We start from the raw sequence: 4601 nt of genomic DNA on the forward strand, positions 1-4601 counted from the left end.
TATAAAGACTGGAAAATGGCAATTGAATATAAGAAGAGCCATTAAAATAATAGGCGGCATTTTGTTCACCATTTCTATCATTTGTTAAAACAGCCTTTGTAATTTTTCCATTAATATCGTTACCACTTTCATCATTTGCGTTACCAGAAAATGGATAATAAGCAATAAGGCCTTTATTGAGATTTATTTGAGAAAATGAAAAAATTGCAAATAGTAAAAACGAAAACAATGCTATTATTTTTCTCATAAAAATTATCTTATTAAATAACAGACTACTCTTTAAGTGTAAACGCCACCACACCATTACTATTCTTTGTACTGCTGATATTTAGTTCATAACGTTTCTTGCCATCATAAATTATCATTAATGCAGTGTTGGGAGGAATGCTGCCCAGGTTCTCTGCATACATCACTAATTCGTTGCGGCTTTGGCCGGGTTCAACTTTAAGTGTAAAAGTTATGGGCTTATCCGAAAGGCGTTGGTGTGTGGTAATTATTTTATCATTATAGATAAGCGTTACGCTGTCGCCATCAATATCTCCGTTATCGTAAAGGGTAACCGAAATGGAATCATGCTCCACAGCAATTTGTTTAACCAATTGATTGTTTCTTTTTTCAAGAGGGATTTCTTTTGTGAGTGTAATGGGCTTAATGGTGTCTTTTTTTAATGCTTCTTTGCAAAGCGCAACTATTTCTTTTTCGTTTACTGCCCTGTCGTAAATTCTTATATCGTCAATATCTGCATTTGTCCAAAAAGGAAAAAAGGAATCGTTTGTTCTCCCAAAAAATAAATCATCTTTATTGGTAAATGTTTCTTTAAAATTTACAGTATATTTTAATTCGCAATCAACATACAATCGTGCCGTGGTGCCATCATTGGTGTAAATAACCGAATACCATTGATTTTTTTTTATGTAAGGCGTATATGTTTTTTGTGTGGTGCCTGTACCCCTGAAATTTAAATGCAGCGAATCTTTTAAAAGATCGCCACTGCATCCTTTACCATCAGTAAACAAAGCATCATCATACCTTAATGCATAGTTGCCGGGATAATAATCGGCAGTGCCTTTTGATATAATGGAGTTAGCATGGCATATATCATAATAAAACCCCGTTGGCCTCACCCAAACAGCAAGCGTTATTTGATTGGCAAAATTTAATGAAGGGCTGTTGGGTATTTGTATATAATTATTGATGCCATTAAAATGGTAAGCACTGTTTGCATTGCCAAACCTGTCTTTGGTTAGTGTGGCATTATTAAAAGAAGGATTGTTTTTGTTGCCGCTGGCATCATTGGCATTGCCTGTAAAAGGATAATAAGCTTTAAGGCCCTTACTCAAGTTAACTTGTGTAAATGCTGTTGCTGAAAAAAACAATAAAATAAAAAAAATGTTCTTCATAATAATAACAGCCTTAATAAAGTTTACCAAAACCTGTGAGGTTTACGGCGGGTGATAAATTTTTTAATCTCCTTCACCACCCGAAAATCTTTTTAACTTTTGATACTTTGCTAAAGCCTCACAGGTTTTTAACTTTATACACCGGTATAATTATGCGGTGTAATAGCTTTCAATTCTTTTTTTAATGTGGCCGAAATTTTTAAACCGCTGATAAATTGATGTATCGTTTTTTTATCAATGGCTGTTTTTCCCCTCGTTAATTCTTTTAATGCTTCGTAGGGGTTGGGATAATTTTCTCTGCGTAAAATAGTTTGTATAGCTTCAGCAACTACAGCCCAGTTATTTTCCAGGTCTTCTTTTAATTTATTGTCGTTTAAAACTAATTTACTCAAGCCTTTTTCAGTTGATTTAATAGATAAGATAGTATGTGCAACCGGCGTTCCAATATTTCTTAACACGGTGCTGTCTGTTAAATCTCTTTGCAAACGGCTTATGGGCAGTTTGGCCGAAAGGTGCTCCAGCAAAGCATTTGCAATACCCAAATTACCTTCTGCATTTTCAAAATCAATAGGGTTTACTTTATGCGGCATGGCACTGCTGCCAATTTCTCCCTTAATAGTTTTTTGTTTAAAATAATCTATGCTGATGTAATTCCAAATGTCTCTGCAAAAATCTATAAGAATGGTATTGATTCTTTTTATAGCATCAAAATGTGCAGCAAGTACATCGTAATGTTCTATTTGTGTGGTGTATTGCTGACGTTGCAGGCCTAATTTATTTTCCACAAAATCGTCGGCAAATTTTATCCAGTTATATTTTGGGTACGCCACATAGTGAGCATTAAAATTTCCGGTAGCGCCTCCAAACTTTGCTGTAAAGGGTATGTAACTGAATAGCTGAATTTGATTTTCCAATCTTTCTACATATACCATTAATTCTTTTCCCAGCCGTGTAGGCGAAGCCGGTTGCCCGTGTGTACGTGCCAGCATAGGAACATTTTTAAACTGCAATGCTAATTTACCTATGGTGAGTTGTAAATTAATTAATGCCGGCAGATACTCCTGTTCAATACTGTTTTTCCAGAGTAAAGGAATGGCGGTGTTATTAATATCCTGTGAGGTTAATCCAAAATGCACCCATTCTTTTAAATCGGCGGCGCCAAATTTTTCCAATTGCGCTTTTAAAAAATATTCTACCGCTTTTACATCGTGGTTGGTAATGGTTTCAGTTTTTTTTATTTCTGCTGCATCGGATAACGTAAAATTATTTACCACATCATGCAATTGCTTTTTTAATGTGACATCTGCTTTAAAAAATTTCTTTTCTGCAAGAAATAAAAAATATTCCACTTCCACTAAAACCCGGTATTTAATTAAAGCGTATTCGCTGAAATATTCATCTAAGTGCTGCAGTTGTTTGCGGTAGCGGCCATCAATAGGAGAGATGGCTGTTAGTTGGTTTAAATCCATGTTGTTGCTGTAAATTTGCGCAAAAATACAGTATTGATACATAAGATTAAAGTTGGGGCAGTAAGTTATTTAAACACAAAGCCACTTATATACGGATTTGAAAATGGGATGATGGCTGATGAGATAGAATTATTATTTGATTTTCCTGCTAATATTGCCCGGCAATTATTAAATAATCAAATTGATGTTGGCCTTGTGCCGGTAGCGGCGCTGCCTGCCATGCAGGAGTTTCATATCATTAGTGATTACTGTATTGGTTGCGATGGCGCTGTTGCCAGCGTTTGCCTTTTTAGTGATGTGCCGTTGCAGGATATAAAAGCAATTTTATTAGATTACCAGAGCAGGACTTCGGTGGCTTTGCTGAAAATTTTAATAAAAGAGCATTGGAAAATAACACCGGAATTTATTGCCGCAGAAAAGGATTTTGAACGAAACATTAAAGGAACCACTGCCGGGCTGGTAATTGGCGACAGGGCTTTTAAACAAATTCCTGTTTCAAAATACCATTACGATTTAGGTTTGGCATGGAAAGAAATGACTGGATTGCCTTTTGTATTTGCTGCATGGGTAAGCAACAAAAAAATGACCGCTGAATTTATTAACTCTTTTAATGCTGCAACTTCATTAGGCCTGCAAAATATTGATACAATTGTTACATCAATTAATTATAAAGAAGCCGACCTGAACGATTATTACAAAAACAAGATTAGTTTTTTGCTGGATGATAAGAAGAAAGAAGCACTGGAGTTATTTCTTTCTAAACTGAATTAGATTTTATACCCAGTCTTTTTTTTATTGCATTTAAAACCGGTTCTAAATCGGGGGTTAATTTTAAATAAAACACCCCTGCAATAAACAGTAAAGAAAATAAAACCGACTTTACAAACATGCCCGTTACTCCTGAAATATTTTTAGTAATAAAAAATATTGCAAAATAAATTGCAGCAGCTGTTACAACCGCTTTTAAAGAATTAATGGTGAAAGGCTGCATTTTAAATTTGTAATAAATAAATCCCATGCGGATGGCATTGTACACGGTAAGGCTTATAAAGCCTGCAATGCCAGCACCTACCATACCATATTTTTGCGTAAGCCAGTAATTTAGAGGTATAGTTAAAAACAGGAGCACCACTCCGGTTATAAATTCAAATTTCCAAAAATTACTGGTGTATAACATCTGGCTGTTTACGCCGGTGCCCATATCAATAATAAATTTTAATCCCAGTACCAGTATTACATATTTACCTGCGGTAAAAGTGGGGTTGATATTAAAAGCTGTATAAGCATCATCTATATTTAACCAGATATTTAAAAAGATAAACAGCGAAATAATGAGCATGTTGATGGAACTGCGATTATAAATTCGGCTGATTTCTGTTAAGTTTTTTTCTTTCCATGCCTGTGCAATGTAAGGGCTGGTAATAGCCACTATACTGCGTTGCGGTACAGATATAATGCTGGCAATATAATTTGACAATGTAAAGATGGCGGCTTTTTCCAAACCTTCCTGGCGTGTTAAATTGATGCTGTCGAAATTTAAACCCAGGTAATACACAATGCCACCTGCGTAAACAAACAGCATCATTTTTAAAATTTCTTTATAATGAGTTTTTGTAACGGGGCTGATGGTAACTGTTAGTGAAAGTAAATTTCTCTTATATAAAAAAGCAGCTAAAAAAATAATTAAAAGAACATAAGAAAAAACATACGACTTTACAAACTGGTCGAAGTT

The 4601-nt window shown here is 34.9% G+C and carries 5 protein-coding genes; 1 reads left to right on the forward strand and 4 read right to left on the reverse strand.

What is annotated here, in order from left to right:
• From ACY651_RS01245 to purB, 3 genes are all read right to left on the reverse strand, one after another.
• Nucleotides 1-247, reverse strand: a 247-nt coding sequence (locus ACY651_RS01245) for a hypothetical protein (RefSeq protein ID WP_462248891.1), incomplete at its 3' end; no start/stop codon positions are given.
• Nucleotides 248-272: 25 nt separating this feature from the next.
• Nucleotides 273-1400: a LamG domain-containing protein gene (locus ACY651_RS01250; RefSeq protein WP_462248893.1), complete on the reverse strand. Its 1128-nt coding sequence runs from the start codon at nucleotides 1398-1400 to the stop codon at nucleotides 273-275.
• Between the two features lie 134 nt (nucleotides 1401-1534).
• Nucleotides 1535-2869 carry an adenylosuccinate lyase gene (gene purB / locus ACY651_RS01255; RefSeq protein ID WP_462248895.1) on the reverse strand — a complete coding sequence of 445 codons (1335 nt, stop codon included), beginning with the start codon at nucleotides 2867-2869 and terminating at the stop codon, nucleotides 1535-1537.
• Between the two features lie 33 nt (nucleotides 2870-2902).
• On the opposite strand from purB, the gene ACY651_RS01260 reads away from it, so the two are divergent.
• Nucleotides 2903-3640, forward strand: coding sequence for a menaquinone biosynthetic enzyme MqnA/MqnD family protein (locus ACY651_RS01260; RefSeq protein ID WP_462248897.1), 738 nt, complete (start codon nucleotides 2903-2905; stop codon nucleotides 3638-3640).
• Here ACY651_RS01260 and ACY651_RS01265 read toward each other — a convergent pair.
• Nucleotides 3627-4601 (reverse strand): lipopolysaccharide biosynthesis protein (locus ACY651_RS01265; protein WP_462248899.1); only part of this gene is annotated, 975 nt, incomplete at its 5' end. The genes ACY651_RS01260 and ACY651_RS01265 overlap by 14 nt on opposite strands.

The organism is Ferruginibacter sp., assembly GCF_031391665.1.
Lineage (GTDB): Bacteria > Bacteroidota > Bacteroidia > Chitinophagales > Chitinophagaceae > Ferruginibacter.